Raw genomic sequence first — 17,125 nt, 5'->3', positions numbered from 1 at the left:
ACTAGTCTAATATTCCTGAAGCCCTTCCTACACTGGAGGAGCCAAATCTATTTTTAATCTTATCCAATGTCTGATACAGTGATATCAATTCCTCAGTATCTTCAAAAAGATCCATCTGGTGACAACCATGAACAAGCCCTGTAAATCTTACCCCAATAAGCCGGATTCTCATTCTTCGGGTATAGACTTTCTTGAAAAGCTCAAGGACATATCGTAATAAGGTATGATCTGCCGAAGTGTAAGGGATTTTGCATTGTTTGGTTTCCGTATCAAAATTGGCATACCGGATCTTTACCGTAACGGTTGAGGTCAGCCATTGCTCCTGCCTTAGCTGATAGCAAAGCTTTTCCACCATTCCGGAGAGAATACTTTGAATATTTTGTATATCAATAGTATCCTGTGAAAAGGTATTTTCAGTGGATATAGATTTTCTCTCAGAATAGGGGACAACGGGAGTTTCATCAATCCCATGGGCTTTTTTCCATAGAACAGTTCCGTTTTTTCCAACCAGCTGCTGCAGGATATCAACAGGCATTTCCGAAAGGGTTTGTATAGTCTTTACACCCAGCCTTGAAAACAGTTGAAAAGTTTCAGGTCCTACCATCGGAATTTTCTTTACCGACAATGGGTTTAAGAAGGGTTGTATATTCTGTGCCTTGACTTCCAGTCTTCCCGGTTTTGCTTCCCCGGTTCCAATCTTTGAAACTGTTTTATTGGTAGACAGTGCAAAGCTTATCGGTAAACCTGTGTTATGGGTTACTGCATCAGCAATATCATTTGTCCATTGGTAACATCCGAAAAACTTGTCCATTCCGGAGAGATCAAGATAAAATTCATCAATGCTTGCTTTTTCCAAGACCGGAACTTTTTCCCTGATAATATCTGTTACGGTATGCGACATATTGGAATAATATTCCATGTCACCTTTTATGACTAAAGCTTCAGGACAGAGCCTTAAAGCCATTTTTATGGGCATTGCGCTCCGCACCCCAAATTCTCTTGCTTCATATGAGCAAGATGCTACCACGCCACGGTCTCCACCACCTATGATAACGGGCTTTTTCTCCAATACAGAGTTTTTAAGCCGCTCACAGGAAACAAAGAACGTATCCAAATCCATATGTGCAATTGCTCTTTCCATGTGACAAAATTAGTCACGTTTTGAAACAAATTTTGTATTTTTATTGTCTAAAATTGTAACAATGTCAAAATTCTCTGATAACATCGTGTTTTTGAGAGGAAAGAAAAATATGACTCAGCAAGAACTGGCAGATCTATTATTTCTTACCCGATCCAGATATGTTGCCTATGAATATGGTAGAACAGAACCTCCTATTGAAATATTGCTTAGAATTTCAAAATTCTATAATATCAGCATCGACCTATTGTTGACTGTAGATGTTAGAAAATTTTCTATCGATGAACTCATGGAGCTTCCTGACAATCGAATCGTTCTGCCTATAAAGGTTGATCAAGATGGAAATAATCAAATTGAGATTATTCCCCAAAAAGCTTCAATGGGCTACCTGAATGGCTATGGAGATCCGGAATACATAGAAAGTCTGGAGACCATATCATTGCCTTTTTTAAAAGGGGGTAAGTTTAGGGCATTCCCAGCTGACGGAGATTCAATGCCTCCCTATAAGAACGGAACCTATATCGTGGGAGAATATGTAGAAAATCTTTCGGACTTGAAAACGGACAGAACGTATGTTTTCATTACCACTAATGATGGTATCAGTTACAAAAGATTTCAGTTTCATGAAGCAGATGGTATATGGGTTAAGGCTGACAATCAATTTTATGAGCCTTATAAAATTCCATTGACTGAAATTAAAGAAATCTGGGAATTTGCCTGTAGTATTAATACCAAAGAATATGAGCCTGATGAATTTGCAGAACATCATATTCAAAACTTTATCACAGAAATTAAAACTGATATCAAACATATCAAAGAAAAAATGGAAGATAGGAATTGAATCTATTTTGAGTAAATGACATAATCAAAAACTTCCCCGAAGGGAAGTAAAAACACAAATGATGAAAAAAATCCCGTAGTAACGGGATATTGCTAAGATAGATATTTTAATATAAAGTTATCATGACCCAGCTGAGTTTATTTGAGGCCGAAGAATTCTATGAGTTTCCAAAAGATCTTTTGGAATACAAAGAAAATTTCCTGAGCAGGGAAGAAGCCGATCTGCTTAAAAACAAATTATTGGATACTGCTCCTTGGGAACAGCGTACCCAGAAAATGTACGATAAGATGGTGCTTACTCCACGGTTGACTGCTTGGTATGGAGATTCAAAATATAACGATTCAGCCGATAATAATACCACTAAAAGAAATGAATGGACTCCCGAACTATATGCTTTAAAAGAAAGAATAGAAAAAGAGTTCTGCTGCCAGTTCAATGGTGTGTTGCTAAACCTATATCGTGATCATAATGATTCCGTTGCATGGCATCGGGACAAGGAAAGCCGTTATGGTAAACGGCCTGTTATCGCATCCATAAGTCTTGGACAAACCAGAAACTTTGATTTCAGAAAAAAAGATCACCATCAGAGTAAATACAGTCTTCCATTACCTCATGGCTCCTTACTTATCATGAAAGGAGATCTTCAGGAAAACTGGGAACACAGAATTGCCAAATCAAATACACCAATGAAGGAACGAATTAATTTAACTTTTCGCTTATTAAAAATTTTGCAATAACAGCAAAATAAATTATTTACATAATTATAGTTTCTGTAAATGTTCTTCAGCGCATTCTTGCAAAATTCGATCAATTTCGGCATCAATTTCATTGGAAATATCTTTGGTTCTGCTGAACCCAATTCTACCACCCGGCTCAAATGTAATCATGTATGAATCTTCGTTTAGATTAATATTTTGAGGGGAAAGAAAATTCTTATGTTTTTCATTGAGTTCTGCTATCTTAGTCTCTACACATTCTGTGAATCTTTCAGCGCCACTTCCAAAAAGCTGTTCAGTTAAGCCCATAGTCTTTAATATTTTATTGTAAATATCGATTTTTTTAGTGAAAAGATTTATTTATAAAAAATAAATCTTTTCGTTACTACGAAAAAGTAGTGATTTTATTTCATTTCTGTTATCCAATTTTACATCATCAGCAATCATAAAAATCACAGTTATGAATATTGAGAGAACAGAATTTATAGCCTGGATGGAGAGAATTATGGAAAGATTTGATATTCTAAAAGAACAGGTGCTTAAGAATCAATCCAGATTTATAGAAATAGACGGAGAACAGCTTCTGGATAACCAAGATGTTTTGCAACTTTTAAAAATAAGTTCCCGATCATTACAGCGCTACCGGACTGATAAAAAGCTGCCATACTATACCATCAGCGGAAAGCTTTATTATAAGCTTTCGGATGTTCATCAACTGATCAGAGAGAGCTTAAGTTCTTCATTATGATCAAGACTTCAACAGCCAAATACACTACTGTAATTCCAAATTTCATGAATTACTGAGGTAGTAAATACCTTCATTCCATTAAATAAGATAAAATGGAAAATGAAATAATAAACTCTCAGGAAGCCAGTGAAATCAATCCAACAATAGATACTTTGATTGTTTTGAACATTCATACCAATCAGGTTGAAATGGTCAAAGGGATTGATCAAGAAGGCAATCTTCAAAAGGTTCCTCCACTAGAAAAAAAGGATAACGATCAACTGATCAGAGTTGATAAACACGGCGATATCTTTTCTAACTTCTTTTCTAATTTTTACCGACAGCTCAAAAATCCCTTTCATTTCAACTTTTTCAAGGTTTCGGAATATGATGCTGTCAATACCGCCAAGGATCTTCAGAAGTATGTTGATCAGGCATCTCCTCAAGAAAAAGAAAAACTGAAAGACTACGAAGTTTTACCTAAAAATAATAACAATCTTAAAAATCACAATACAATGGACAACAACAACGAAAATCAGGAATATCGTTTTCAGCCTGAGCAAATCGATTGGAAAACGATGGAAAAGTTTGGACTTAATCAGGAGAAGCTTGAAAAGATGAACGCTATGGATTCATTACTCAGAGGTTTTAAAACCAATACCTTGATTCCAATAACAATAAACCTCGGAACAGCAATCAGTAAAATGGATGTCCGGTTATCCCTTCAAACAGGAGATACAGGACAGGTTGCCGTTCATTTGCATGGTATCCGGAAAGAGCCTAACCTCAATAATAAATTCCTAGGCCATCAGTTCAGTGATGAAGACAAAAAGAACCTAAAAGAAACCGGAAATATGGGCAGGGTAGTAGATCTGGTTAATCCTAAAACCGATGAAATCATTCCATCAGTGATTAGTCGTGACAGGCTTACCAATGAGCTTGTTGCTTATCGAGCGGAGTACATGAAAATTCCTGATGAAATCAAAGGAATTAAGCTTGATGAACATCAGAAACAAATCTTACTCGAGGGTGGACCTCTATATCTTGAAGGCATGATCTCTAAAAAAGGTGAACTTTTCGATGCCACCGTACAATTCAATGCAGATAAACGGTATGTAGAATTTCTATTCAACAATAATCAGGCACCGCAACAAAGCCAACAACATCATTATAACCAACAGCAAAGTCAATATGCGGATCAAGAAGCTCCCAGAGTATTCAGAGGAAAAGAACTGGATGATTCACAATATGAAAAATTCAAAGCCGGACAAACCATTTATATCGATGGCCTCCAAGATGCTAAAGGCAAAGCTTATCAAGGCTATATTACCTTCAATAAAGAAACTTCCAAAACAGACTTCTCCTTTAATAACCCCAACAAACTTAGAGAGCAGGCAAAACCTACAGAAGACTATAAAACTCAAACTGCTGTTAACACTCAGGGTAAAACCAATGAAGCTACTAAAAATATCAAGGAGCCTTTAGAATCAAAACAGCAACAACCTGTCAATAAAGAGCAGGAAGATCAGCAAAAAAAGGTTAGAAAATCAAAGGGACAAAAACTATAATAAACATCTAAATCCATGATATGAAAGTAATCATCGCAGAAAAACCAAGTGTTGCAAGGGAAATTGCACAGTTGTTAGGCGCTCATGAAAAAAAAGAAGGTTACCTTTCCGGTAACGGATATTGTGTCACCTGGGCATTAGGACATCTGATCGCGTTAGGGATGTCGGAAGATTATGGGATAAGAGGCTTTAACAAAGCCTCTTTACCTATCTTTCCAAATCCTTTTATTCTGACTCCCAAAAAACTAAAGAAAGCAAAAGGTTATGAACCTGATCCTTTAGTTTCAAAACAGCTCAATATTATAAAACGACTTTTCAATCAATGTAACAGTATCATTGTGGCAACAGATGCAGGAAGGGAAGGAGAATTGATATTCCGTTATATTTATCAATATCTTAATTGCCAAAAGCCTTTCGAAAGACTCTGGATCAGTTCCCTTACCGAAAAAGCAATACAAGACGGTTTTAAGAATCTTCAGTCAGGCGATACCTTTGACGGTTTGTATGAAGCTGCTAAAGCCAGAAGCGAAGCGGACTGGTTGGTAGGAATCAATGCTACTCAGGCATTAACCATCGCAGGAAACCAAGATGTTTATTCATTAGGCAGAGTACAAACACCGACCCTTGCTTTAATCTGTCAACGGTTTTTTCAGCATCAAAACTTTACCAAGCAAAAGTACTTTCAAATCCAGCTGATTCATAGAAAAGAATATATAGATTTTACCTGCCTTTCACTATTACAATGGGAAGAAAAAAAGCAGGGAGAACAAATCCAAAAATCCATAGAGCGGGAGGGAAGAGCTGTTGTAGAAGATGTATCCATTACAACAGTGAAGGAACAGTCTCCTTTGCTTTTTGATCTCACTGAATTACAGAAAGAAGCCAACCGAAAATTGGGATTTTCTGCCGATGAGGTTTTAAAAATTGCCCAAAGCCTTTATGAAAAGAAATTCATTACCTATCCCAGAACCGGCAGCAAATATATTCCTGAAGATTTATGGCCTGAAATTCCTGAACTGGTCAGAATCCTCAATACAAAAGATCAATTTAAATCAGCCATATCTACTTTAAAATTCGGAAACTTCAACAAGAGAATCGTTAATGATGTAAAAGTAACAGATCATCATGGTTTACTCATTACTACGAAAGTTCCATCTGCACTTACAGCTACTGAAAAAGCCATTTATGATATGATTGCTTACCGTTTATTGGAATCCCTATCCCATGCCTGTACAAAACAAGTCAGCCATATCATTATAAAAGTACATCATTATGAATTCCAGATCAGAGGATCAAAAATACTGGAGAAAGGCTGGCGTACCATCAAAGGAATTCTATCTGATAATGAAATTCCGGATAATGCTGAAGCTCTTATAGAACTTCCAGAACTCAAAATCGGCGATGAACTGAAGATTTCAAAAACCGAGTTATTAGAAAAAACCACACAACCACCTAAACTTTATACAGAAGCCGATCTTTTATCAGCCATGGAAAACGCAGGAAGTTCGATTGAAAACAAAGAAGAAAAGCAGGCACTATCTACTATCGGTATCGGAACCCCAGCCTCCCGAGCTTCTATTATTGAAACCCTGCTCAGCAGAAATTATATTATCAGGAAAAGCAAAACCCTACATCCCACTGATAAAGGCTTACAAGTTTACAACCTTGTCAAAGACAAAAAAATAGCCAACGCCCAAATGACCGCAGAATGGGAAATGGCATTAGATCGAATTGAAAAAGGTGAGCTCAATAGAACCCAATTTATTAATGATATCCAAGACTACACAACAGAAATCACCAATGAACTTTTTTCACTCCATATTCCACAAGAAAACATCCCACAACTCAACTGTCCCAAATGTCAACAACATACTCTTATTATCAAAGACAAAATCATAAAATGCCCTGATGAACAATGCAGTTGGATTCTCTTCAGAACGATATGCGGAATACAACTCAGTATTAAAGATCTTACTTCGTTATTAACTCAAAACAAAACATCATTAATCAAAAATATGAAAAGCAAAAACGGTAAAAAGTTTGATGCTTATATAGTTTTGAAAGATGTCTATAAAACTGTATTTGAAGTCCATAATCATTAAAATTATTCTGAAAATAAGTAAAGTATGTAACGTTTTCAAATATTAATCTTGGTGTTGGACGACGAGAAAGTGTGTAACAAATTTATGTGGTACTTTTTTAGTTACATTTCTAAGCTGATCATCTTCAGAGAATGTCACTTTATAAACATTTCAGTTATAAACATCTCCAATTTTTCTTTCTTTACTATCACGATTATTAGTTCTTAACTTTGCAGAAATGAATTATAATTTCATTAATAACTAGTCACAACAACAACAATAAGAAGTATAACAAAATTTTTTATCAGAATTTGCACTCCATTTCTCTAATGAGAAAATTTTCTTAATATGATGAACCAAAAAATTTCATATTGTAAGCTATTCCACTGAAAGATTTATTTCCTCAGTGTTCAAAGAATATCCTTAGTGTGTTTTACAATTAAAGAATTTTTTCTTAATAAGAAAAAAATTGTAATTTTAAAAAAAACTAAAAAAAATAATAACCAAATTTTATGTCTCTTCTCTTTAACAATCAGGATGTTAATATTCCACAAACACATGTGTTTATAATTGGCGTAGGTGGCTATCCTCATATTTCCGGCGGACATAGCGAAAAGGAGCAAACAGTTGATGCGGCAAAACAGTTAGGACAATTAAGCTCCCCACCTAAATCAGCTGAAGCATTTTACAATTCTATAATAAAGTTACATGCTGAGAACGCGTGGATCAGACCATTAGGAAGTATTGAGGTATTGCTTTCTCCACTTGCAAATGATGAAAGTACTTTTGCTGGTCAAAATATTGATAGTGCCAACATAAGTAATATAACAAATGCTTATTGGGAATGGAAAGAACGTTGTGATAGACACCCAGATAATGTGGCTATTTTTTATTTTTGCGGACATGGATTTGAAAAAGATGAACAATATCTATTAACTGAAGATTTCGGAAAGACACCTCATAATCCATGGACTGGATGCTTTGCATTTGATTTGACAAGAAGAGGATTCTCCACTTGTAAAGCTAATACACAGCTGTTTTTTGTTGATGCTTGCAGACAGATAACATCAGACATGCTAACAACTGATTTCAGAGTCTTGCCTATTGATCCTCCAAATCTCCTCGCTAAAGATTGCCTTTATCGCCTTACTCAACAAGCAGCGGCAATTAATGAAAGTGCTTATGGAAAAAAGAATGATGTTTCTTTTTACACACAAGCACTGATTAAAGCATTATGCGGAGATGCTTCTACGGGTGACGATGGTGACTGGGTTGTTAATACTGGTGTTTTGGCTTCAAAGATGACTTCTTTCATTAAGAACATCGCGTCTGATCAGGGATATAAGCAAAGATGTATTAGTACTACAAGTGACGTTACTGATATCATACGTTTTATTGAGCCTCCTTCACTTTCTCTAACTGTTACTTGTGCACCATTTAACGCTTTAAGATTTGCTGAATTATCGTATCACAATCTTAATACTGATTCTGGTAACAGGCGTTCTCCTGAAACAAATCCTTGGCAAGTTGACATCAAGCCAGGAATTTATAGAATACAAGCTGATTTTCCAGGTAGCCAATATATAAATATACCTGTTTTTAAAAGCTTAATGCCTCCTTCGGATTCACAAACCTTAAAATGCCAACAATCATGAATAATTTACAAAAAGGTTCACTTCGTATTGTTGTAAAAATAGATCCTACTAATGTGGAATTTTACCGTGCTGGGGATGTGCCAAAACAAGTGGAAATTTTTTTTTCTGATTTAAGATTAGAAAGGTCTTTCTGGATTAGAACTAATGATTGGAAAGATGAGATAAAAACTGGTGTTTATCTCATAAAAATCAATTTACTTTCAGGTAAAGAACTGGAAAAAATTGTAGAAATACTACCGCAACAAAATACCGAGGTGATTTTTAATATTGCCTCAACAGATACTGTTAGGAAATATGACAAAAATAACGATAACGAAAGAGGATTTGTTTTTGAGTATATTTCAGTTAATAGTTTTCAAAAACCTGATATTAATACTAAGTTATTAAGTTCTAAAGTTTGGAGAATTATGCATAAAAGATGGATTAGTGTGGAAGAAAGCAAGTCATTATTGTATTCATTTGATGAAAAAAAGGGTTTATTATCATTTAACAGAAATGTTAATGTTGTAGTGCAAATCAATATAGATTTAAAAAAATCAATTTTTATAAGTTCTGCGGGTAAATATTGTGCTTATAATGTTAAGTATATAGACAGTACAAGTAACCCAAATAATCTTGGTATTTCTATTTTACTTCGAAATAAAGTAGCACAAGCACTACTATCATTAATGAGCAATGGAAATGTAGGTAAGGGTAAAAATCTTTTTAATGGAGATGATGCTGAAAAACTATTATTAGAGAAAGTCGAAGATCCTATAGCAGCAGCAGTAGGAGGTTATTTTTTACTTAAGACCCGAGAATTAGATAAAATGCATGATTGGGCAAAAAATTTAGCGAATTGGTTCGAGTGGATGCCCGATGGAGCAATAATTTACGCTTGGCAAATGATACATTTACAAAAACGTGAGGATAAGGTCCTTATCGCTAATTATTTAATTGAAGCTACCGATAGAGGAATTCCCTTCTTTACTGAGGGTCTCAGATTATTATTTGAGGGATTAAGTATGTTGTCATTTGAGTATCAATACCGCAATGAAAATATTGAGAGAGCACTTAAAAAGGTGAAAGCTATGACAACTGCTGCAGACCTCAGTAAAGAATACACGATGCTGACGGGGAGTAAAAACCTTCTATCACAAATTAATGAGACTAATTAACTAAAATCTAAGAACCATGATAATATTTAACATTAATTTTTTACCAGCCCGATATGGTGACAGTCTATGGATTGAATATGGTGAGGAAGATAAACCGAACATTATTCTTATTGACGGAGGTACTGGTGGAACGAGGAAAGAAATTGAAGAATTAATTAATGAACTTCCTGAACCCAGACATATTGAACTTCTAGTAGTTACTCACATAGATCAAGATCATATTGAAGGTATATTGAATATTCTTGAAGAAGAAACATTGGGTTTTACGCTGGGGTCAATATGGTTTAATGGTTGGAATCATTTGCCGGATAACGGTACAGTAGAATTTTTTGGACCTGTTCAAGGTGAAAGGTTAACTGCTGCCATTTTAAAACACAAGCTAAATTGGAATATTCATTTTAATAAGGAGGCTGTAGTCATTAACGAAGTTGGAAATCTTCCGGAGATTATACTAAAAGATGGATTTAAAATTACATTGCTTTCACCCACAAGAAGTAATCTGATCAAACTTAAACAATTTTGGAAAAAAGAAGTTGAAGATGCCAGTTTGCAACCAGGCTTTGGATTACAAATTGAAGAAGAGAACGATGAAGAAATAGAAGTTTTTGGAATAGAAAAACCAGATATTGATGAGCTTATAAAATTACCTTTCAAAGAAGATAAGACTGCCGCCAATGGCAGCAGTATAGCTTTTTTAGGTGAATTTGCGGAGAAAAGGGTTTTATTTTCCGGAGATTCATTTCCGAGTGTTATTCTACATTCACTAAATAGAATTGAGAAAGATTTATTTCCAATTGATCTTTTCAAATTATCACATCATGGAAGCTCTAGTAATACAAGCCCTGCCCTAATAGAGAAGCTTGATTGCAAAAAATTTGCAATAAGTACTAATGGCAGCAGATATGAACATCCGGATGATGTAACAATAGCCCGATTAATAAAACTTGGAGGCGATGAAACACAGTTATTTTTTAATTACAGAACCAAATACAATGAAAAATGGGATGATGGAATTTTGAAGTTGAAATATAAATATTATACAACTTATCCTGATTATAATAAAGAAGGTTTAAAAATTAAACTTATTGAATAGTCAATTATAAAATAAGATTTTATTGACTAATTCATCTAAATTTTCAAATCTACTCCCCATTTTTATATTTTCCATCGACATTTATTAATAAGATATGAGGATTTCCTCCTTCTGATTTAAAGAAATCATTTCCGTCAATCCTACCTCCATTGAAATCATCATTTATTAAATCCAATAATTGATTAAGGTTTTCATTGATTAAGTTTCTTTGCAGAAAGAATTTTAAGAAAGATATAATATCAAAATGTTCTTGAAGTACTTCGGCTCCAATATTCAATTCTAACAAATTTTCAGTAAATATATCAATATCAAAAGTATAATTTAGTTCCGAACAAATATTACATCTGCATTTAATTATTTGTTCGCTAACTGTAATTGGAGGGAAAGATAAATTAACAAAAAATTGACGATATGAAGTTGGTTCGTTATCGGCTGTTAATTGACTTGCGCAGCAATATGCCATATCTATTTTCTTATCATAATCAATGTAAAATACACCATAAGAACCTACACTGTCACAGCAATCAAATTTAAGAATGTTTGCGGGGAAATTAAAACTACTTCCATGTGTTAATAGTGGTCGTGTAGACAGTAGCTCATATTGAAAATAATCCCCATGAAAAATTCTTGATGGTAAAAGATTCTTTCTATGATATTTAGCCTGTAAAAAAGTCATTCTTATTCTCTTTTCAATTGGACTGTAAGCAATAATCCATAAATCAGACAGTTCCCGATATGCTGGTTCATTAATTACATTTGAGTCAAAACAAATTCGATGTTGATGCGTTTCTTCTATAAAAAGTGTTCCATATTCTATACTTAATATATTGCTCATCTTACGAAACAAATCAATTTCAGTATCACCTAATGCCCAAATTTGATTCAATTGCGATTTCATTATATATAGTTAGTTTTTAAATTATATTTTTTACTAAAGAATCTTAAGATTTTATCTCTCTAATTAAAATTGGATAACTAGAATCTATTATAGCCGTTGGATTTTGATCGTATCCATATTCTTCCATGGTATAACTAGTAACTACAGTTGAAAGATAATCCCTTAGTAAAATATCTGTAACATATTTTTTATTTAACATAACCTCAGACACATTGCCAGAAAGAGCATCTACAACATGATGTGTCCAGATACCATTTTTAAGTTTATCACTCGAATAAGAACTTTGCCCGGCTTGACAAGACAGAAATATACTGTAATTAGGAAAACCCTCTGATAAAAACATCAACTCTTCCTCCTTAATATTAGACCAATGATTTCTTTCATTTGTATCTACAATATTTGTAGCACAGGCGTCAATAAATATTAAAGCATTTTTACAGTGTGAATTTCTCAATGGATCAATCAATATTTTATTTAATGGAACTGATGTTGCCAAAATATTATTTCCATGTGTATCGTAAGTTGATAAAAAGTTTGTCATTCCATTATGAAATCCATGCCCCGCATAATAAAATATAAGCCTGTCATTTTCGGTTAAAGAATTAAATAATTTTTTAAATTCGTATTCTATAGAGTTTTGAATTGCATCCTCATTTATAAACATAGAAATTTCGTCCTCTTTAACATCTAAACTATTTACAAGCATGTCTCTAAAAATCATGGCATCGTTATATGCGTATTTGACTTGTTTCATTTGATTTTTAGGAAAATAATTTTCTATCGCAATGATAATTGCAACTGTTCTAGAATATGGAGGAACATTTAATGTTATATGAGATTTTACTTCTTCTTTTTCTACTTCTGCAAATGATATATTTTCCTTTCGTATATATTTTTTATCATCAAATAGAATGGGAATCTCTGATTTTTCTGTCTTAATCAAATAAACAGATTTACCTTCAATTACTACCCAATCATATGTAACTGAAGGAATCGGATTTAAGAATGATATGGCTTTTCTTGTAATTTCATCAATACGGAAATCATTACTCAGACCTACTATCTCATTGTGTTCAGGATTAATTTCCTTAATACCAAATACCAATGATCCGCCATTAGTGTTGGCAAAGGAAGAAATAATTCTCGCCATCTTTTGAGGTACATAAGGTACAGGATCAAAATCTAATGCTTCGTTTTTTGGAGTAGTTAAAAATATATTAAGATCATCACCTGATACGTCAATATTTTTTACAGGGATCTTATTAATACCTGTCTTTTTCAGCAATTGACCTAAAGTAATTTGTTTTGGCTCATTGAAACCATCTTCACACCACAGTTCAGCATCAACATATTCTAAGACATCAAATTCCGAAGTATAATATAAAAGCATATAACTATCATCTGATGGTCTTGCAACAACTGTTATTTCATTACCGTTTTTTGTTATTCCTCCGATTACACTTTCAGCAATTTCAAATCGATTGTCGCAATTATATTCTGGAAGCATTTCCAAATATGCAATGATGTTTTTTACTGCTCTGCTGATAATTGTTTTACTATAATTTTGTTTTTCATATTCAGGCTTTGATATATGATAAAATTCGGATGGAATAGTACGGGATTCTAGCGAAGCATTTACCTTTTGCGTTTCATCGGCAGGAATTTCAAAATTATATTCTACTATTTTTTCCGATGGTGGTAAAGATATTTTGTGTAAAGCAAAGTGCTCTTCTATTTCTTTTAAATCTGATACAAGTAAAAACAGTAACTGCTCATGAAGTTTTGGAGCACCTAGCATTTGAGAAAGTTGATTTGCCAAAGACATTAAAATACTTAATTTTTTCCAATCAGTTACTACAAATAATTCATTACCAGATAGGTAGTGGATAGTGTTTGATTTCCATTTTTCACCATATTTTATAGTTAATTTGTCAGCTTGAAAAAAGATGTATTTTTCATATCTTTCTTTTAGCTCTTCTAAAACCTGATCAAAGCCACCTTGTACATCACTTCTCCGCCATTGTGCCCAGTAAGGAAATATGAATTCTAATTTACTTGTTAAGGATTCGGCTGGCAACCTATTATCTGCTTCAATTATAAAATCGCTTTGTCTAATTATATTGACTCCTAGTAATTGTAAAAGATTTTCAAACTCCGAATGTTTCTGTATGGCTTGAGTAAAATAAGCAAAATTGTAACCTTCACCTAAATCACCTGGATTTCCATCAACATAGAAATGCAGATCATTAGTTGATCTATAAAAATCATTTTCATCAGAAAGTGAATACATAGAGCCCCAATTTTTTAAAGCTTCCTGTTCTTCTGTACCATAAATAAGGAAATCGTCAAGAATTAGTTCGAGTACGGGTTGCTGGTCAGATTTTTTGTGGTCAGGATCAGATGAAATTGATGATAAAATACTCAGATAATCTTGAAGTTCCAATTTTGGTTTAAATTTGAAAAAACTTCTCCACTCACCATTAAGTTCTGGTCCGTCAAATACAGGTAAGTGCTTTCCTGCTATTTTTATAATTTCTTCTGAATTTAGAAAGATTTCAGAAGAATTATAGCAACCACGATCTCTGCCTGGTATGCAAGCATTGTTTTTTATGTACCAAGGTATATAATTCTCCATTTGCTGACCGGTAGTATCTCCTCGTTTTCCGTCGTGCCCCCAGAATACTGTTACTTGTTTTTTAAGTTGCTCAAAACAGTTACTAGCTATTACGTCATTCCAAAATAATTTAGCAAACTCAAAATTATTAGTTGAATTTAAGAGGTTAAATGTAGAAATTGATTGATAACTGTGTGAGGAGAAATAACCACCCCAGAAAAAATCTTTATGCAATTTGAAATATTCTTCATCAAATCCAAGTTGCTGTAATCGATACTTTCCAGTTCTTGCGTACTCATTTAGAATGAAATTTTCGCGAACTCCCATTTTAATTAGTAACGTTTTCAGCTTTGCAAGATTGTTATTTTCAATATAATCGGCATTTATAAAAATATCGTCTGTAATTAAGTGCTCAATACTTACCCTCGGATTATATCTATTAGGGAAATAGCAATTTTCAGCAGGAACCAAGTTTCCTTGTGTTGTGATAATTTTTAGTTTTGAAAGTTTTTGGGGGATGTCTAATCCAATATCTCCATTATCTAATAACTCCGCTGCTTTTCTTATTGTCTCTATGCTATTGTCTAAGGTAGCATAATTTTCTGCGTTGGGAAGAATAGTATTTAGCAGGAAAGTCTCGTCAGACTTTACTTTTATATTTAATCCTTCTAACCAAATTTTTATCTCTCGATTATTTGTGAGCCATTGTTCCAATTGAGGATGTACATAGTTAGCAACACTATCTACTTCAGGCTTATCACCAATTTCAGAGAAGTAAAGCTCTCGAGGAGCTCTTATATCTTCTCGATGATCTAAAATAAAATCCCAACCTTTTAACAAGTTATCATCCACATTTTTATTGACTTCTGATAAGCTTTGATATTTTAGATACTCTATGAGAAGTTTATTATTTTCTAATGACATTTTTTGCTTAAATGCACTTGTCATAATTGACATATTTGGAAAGTCCTTCCAATCAAAACTGCTTACGCCGAAATATTTAAGTTGACGATTTGAAATGTCATCTGGAAATGGATTTTCTGCAAAATTTAACTCATTTTGCGTTCTTTTCTTGTAATTAATAATTGGAGTTTTTCCAACAAAATCATATTCTGATAAAGAAGTCATATCTAGAATTGCTTCATCTTTTTTCAGTAACTCACCGTCAGAATTTTTTATAAAAGCAATATCTCTTTTTGCATCTAGCAAACTTTTATTATAACACTTTCCCAATTCGTCATTATCTGAAATTTTATCTGGTAAAATTGTATAAGCTTCATTACCTATTTCTGTAATCACCAATTCTGCTACCCAAGTAAGTAAAAGGAAAGGAACCTGTTCAATGATCCATTTGTTCCAAACACTATCTTTGTGTAAATTTTCTCTTGTTGCCGTTAAGTAAAATGATGTATTCACCAAAACAGGAATATCATATGTTTTTTCTTCTGTAGGAAGATAAGCATAGAGGTTTCGATCACCTAGTTTACAAACTTCAAATCCATTCTTTGTCCTTTTTGCAGCCAAAGTAATTTCGGTAGTTTTAACTTGTTTAATTTTATCCGGGACTTCTTTATCATTTTGGAGTATAGTTCGCAAATATTCTGGAACATCAAGATTATATGCTTTTTTTAAATACATTATTTTTGATTCTCCGTTAACTGAAATGTTGATTTCTGCATTAGAATCTTCATGAATATTAATTACAGTACTTGTGTTATTTTCAAAAATTATTTCTTCTATATTTTTAAGAAATAAATACATTTCGATTTTTTGAACAAGTTCTGAAATAGATTTTTCTATTTCTTTAGGTCTATATAATTCAATGATTGTAGCGACAGTATAGTGACTCTCCTCTAAAAACGTCCATATTTCAGGATTGATTTCTAATGGATTAGTATATATTGGAATTATAGGCCAAGGAAATTTAAACTGACGATCATTTTCTTTTTCCCATTCATCCTTCGAAATTTCCCATTCCTTAGACCATTCTGGTTCAAATGTTTCGTCAAAACGAAATAGTTCACTATCGCTGTAAATAAAGACTTTGTTTGATTGCCCAAAAACAGACTTAAAACCAATCCCTTTATAACCAGTCTTATCTTTTGCGTTTCTTTTTGTACCATTACCAACATCAGATATTCCGATGACATCTGGTTCATCAAATGTTTTTCCGTTGTGCGCAACAACGAGTGCATTATTAAAAAGTTTAATTATAACTTTTGACTTAATTCCGGGAAGTGCTGAATCATCTGCATTTTGTAAAAGTTCGTAGATGAATCTTTTAGAATCCTGATATAAATCGCCAGATAAAGAACCTAAAGAAGACATCTGTGTCACAGCTTGATCAGGGTTCTTATAGTCCGTGAATTTTTTATATATTTGATTTACAATTGTTTCTAGGGACATTTTCTTGAAAATTAGTTTTTTTATGATTTCTTTAAAATTACTAAAAAACTAATTTATTTGGTAAGTGAAAAATATATTAAATCTATTAAAAATAGTTGTATTGAAATTGTCTATAAGCTAGTTTCTGATAAAAATACATGTAGTTTAAACAAAAAAAATCGAAATTTTCCGAGGATTTAAAGAACTAGTAACCATGAAAACTCAAATAGATTAAGATCTTTGCAAAACCAT

General features: G+C 33.3%; 12 protein-coding genes. 8 read left to right on the top strand and 4 right to left on the bottom strand.

All coding sequences use genetic code 11. The annotated features are described in order from the left end of the window. Window position 1 precedes the first annotated feature (1 nt). Entirely contained in the window at window positions 2–1,141 is a 1,140-nt protein-coding gene (gene dinB, locus M2372_RS09095) for a DNA polymerase IV (protein ID WP_123319988.1), read from the bottom strand. 61 nt (window positions 1,142–1,202) lie between these two features. On the opposite strand from dinB, the gene M2372_RS09090 reads away from it, so the two are divergent. Beyond that, window positions 1,203–1,979, top strand: a complete 777-nt coding sequence (locus M2372_RS09090) for a LexA family transcriptional regulator (RefSeq protein ID WP_123319987.1) — start codon at window positions 1,203–1,205, stop codon at window positions 1,977–1,979. A gap of 122 nt (window positions 1,980–2,101) precedes the next feature. Next, on the top strand, window positions 2,102–2,716 hold the full coding sequence (locus M2372_RS09085; RefSeq protein WP_123319986.1) for an alpha-ketoglutarate-dependent dioxygenase AlkB: 615 nt from the start codon (window positions 2,102–2,104) through the stop codon (window positions 2,714–2,716). A gap of 24 nt (window positions 2,717–2,740) precedes the next feature. On the opposite strand, the gene M2372_RS09080 is transcribed toward M2372_RS09085, so the two are convergent. Continuing rightward, a complete protein-coding gene (locus tag M2372_RS09080) occupies window positions 2,741–3,004 on the bottom strand; it encodes a hypothetical protein (protein ID WP_123319985.1) in 264 nt (87 codons plus the stop codon). A 151-nt stretch (window positions 3,005–3,155) separates the two neighbouring features. Between M2372_RS09080 and M2372_RS09075 the strand changes: the two genes are divergently transcribed. From M2372_RS09075 to M2372_RS09050, 6 genes are all read left to right on the top strand, one after another. Next, the gene (locus tag M2372_RS09075) at window positions 3,156–3,443 is read left to right on the top strand and encodes a helix-turn-helix domain-containing protein (RefSeq protein WP_123319984.1); all 288 of its coding nucleotides are present in this window, start codon (window positions 3,156–3,158) and stop codon (window positions 3,441–3,443) included. A 92-nt stretch (window positions 3,444–3,535) separates the two neighbouring features. Next, window positions 3,536–4,990: a DUF3945 domain-containing protein gene (locus M2372_RS09070; RefSeq protein ID WP_123319983.1), complete on the top strand. Its 1,455-nt coding sequence runs from the start codon at window positions 3,536–3,538 to the stop codon at window positions 4,988–4,990. Window positions 4,991–5,010: 20 nt separating this feature from the next. Beyond that, window positions 5,011–7,092: a type IA DNA topoisomerase gene (locus M2372_RS09065; protein ID WP_123319982.1), complete on the top strand. Its 2,082-nt coding sequence runs from the start codon at window positions 5,011–5,013 to the stop codon at window positions 7,090–7,092. Between the two features lie 491 nt (window positions 7,093–7,583). Continuing rightward, the gene (locus M2372_RS09060) at window positions 7,584–8,726 is read left to right on the top strand and encodes a caspase family protein (protein ID WP_123319981.1); all 1,143 of its coding nucleotides are present in this window, start codon (window positions 7,584–7,586) and stop codon (window positions 8,724–8,726) included. Further along, window positions 8,723–9,883 (top strand): hypothetical protein, encoded by a 1,161-nt coding sequence (locus tag M2372_RS09055; protein ID WP_123319980.1) that lies wholly within the window; start codon window positions 8,723–8,725, stop codon window positions 9,881–9,883. The genes M2372_RS09060 and M2372_RS09055 overlap by 4 nt, the downstream gene beginning before the upstream one ends. A gap of 16 nt (window positions 9,884–9,899) precedes the next feature. After that, window positions 9,900–10,976, top strand: a complete 1,077-nt coding sequence (locus M2372_RS09050) for a ComEC/Rec2 family competence protein (RefSeq protein WP_123319979.1) — start codon at window positions 9,900–9,902, stop codon at window positions 10,974–10,976. Between the two features lie 49 nt (window positions 10,977–11,025). Here the strand turns inward: M2372_RS09050 and M2372_RS09045 are convergent, their stop codons facing one another. Then, window positions 11,026–11,874 (bottom strand): hypothetical protein, encoded by an 849-nt coding sequence (locus M2372_RS09045; RefSeq protein WP_123319978.1) that lies wholly within the window; start codon window positions 11,872–11,874, stop codon window positions 11,026–11,028. Between the two features lie 43 nt (window positions 11,875–11,917). Further along, entirely contained in the window at window positions 11,918–16,894 is a 4,977-nt protein-coding gene (locus tag M2372_RS09040) for a sacsin N-terminal ATP-binding-like domain-containing protein (protein WP_123319977.1), read from the bottom strand. Between the last annotated feature and the right edge of the window lie 231 nt (window positions 16,895–17,125).

The organism is Chryseobacterium sp. BIGb0232, from assembly GCF_024810195.1.
In the GTDB taxonomy this organism is placed as follows: Bacteria; Bacteroidota; Bacteroidia; order Flavobacteriales; family Weeksellaceae; genus Chryseobacterium; species Chryseobacterium pennae.
This window is presented reverse-complemented; position numbering and strand designations above follow the sequence as displayed.